Consider the following 1,100-nt stretch of genomic DNA (forward strand, 5'->3'; position numbering starts at 1 on the left):
GCCCGACCTGGACCCGCGCGACGTCACCGCCGTGCTGGACACCGTGCTCGACTTCACCCGCGAGGAGCTGGAGCGCGCTGGCGTGGACGTGGTGCGCGACTTCGCCCTGGATACCCCGCACGTGCTCGCCGACGAGGGCCAGCTGCGCCAGGTCTTCCTCAACCTGCTGCGCAACAGCCGCGAGGCCATGCCCTCCGGCGGCCGCCTCACCATCATCACCCGTCCAGCGGAGGACGCCGTGGAAGTCACGGTGAGGGATACCGGACAGGGCATGACGGAGGAGGCCCGCCAGCACCTCTTCGAGCCCTTCTTCACCACCAAGGAGGGGGGCACCGGCCTGGGCCTGGCCGTCAGTCAACAAATCCTCCAGGCGCACGGTGGCTCGCTCTCCTGCCAGAGTATTCCCGGCCAGGGGACGGCCTTCGTGTTAAGGCTTCCTCGCGCATGAGCTTCGCTACGTACCGGGACGTGCTGCCCTCCGGGCTGCGCGTCGTTACTGTCGAGACGCCCCACCTCCACACCGCCCTGCTCGCCGTCTATGTGCGGACGGGCAGCCGTCACGAGACGCTCCTCAGCAACGGCGTCAGCCACTACCTGGAGCACCTCTTCTTCCGAGGCAGCGAAGGCTGGCCAGACACGGTGAAGATGAACGCGGCCGTGGAGGAGGTCGGCGGCAACCTCAACGGCGTCACCACCCGGGACCACGGGTACTACTACACGCCCATCCACCCCGCGCACCTGCGCGTGGGCCTGGACATCATCGGCGACATGCTCACCCGCCCCCGCCTCACCGACATGGAGGTGGAGCGGCAGATCATCCTCGAGGAGATGCTCGACGAGGTGGACGAGAAGGGCCGGGACATCGACCTGGACAACCTGTCCAAGCACCTGCTCTTCCCCGGTCACCCGCTGGCCCTGAAGATTGCCGGCACGCGGGAGTCCGTCACCCGCCTGACGCACCCGCAAATCCTGGAGCACTTCGCCCAGCACTACGTCGCGGGGAACATCGTCGTCACCGCCGCCGGCCGGGTGAAGCACTCGGAGGTCTTGGAGATGACCGAGCGCGCCTTCGCCCGCCTCCCCCGCGGCCCGTCCAGCGT

2 protein-coding genes are annotated in these 1,100 nt (G+C 68.5%); both read left to right on the forward strand.

Going from position 1 to position 1,100, the window contains the following annotated elements:
- On the forward strand, window positions 1–448 hold a 448-nt coding region (locus G4D87_RS38060; RefSeq protein ID WP_240358948.1), incomplete at its 5' end, for a sensor histidine kinase.
- Window positions 445–1,100: M16 family metallopeptidase (locus G4D87_RS38065; RefSeq protein WP_163787629.1), on the forward strand; the 656-nt coding region annotated here is incomplete at its 3' end. The genes G4D87_RS38060 and G4D87_RS38065, both read left to right, overlap by 4 nt.

This window comes from Myxococcus vastator (assembly GCF_010894475.1).
GTDB lineage: Bacteria > Myxococcota > Myxococcia > Myxococcales > Myxococcaceae > Myxococcus > Myxococcus vastator.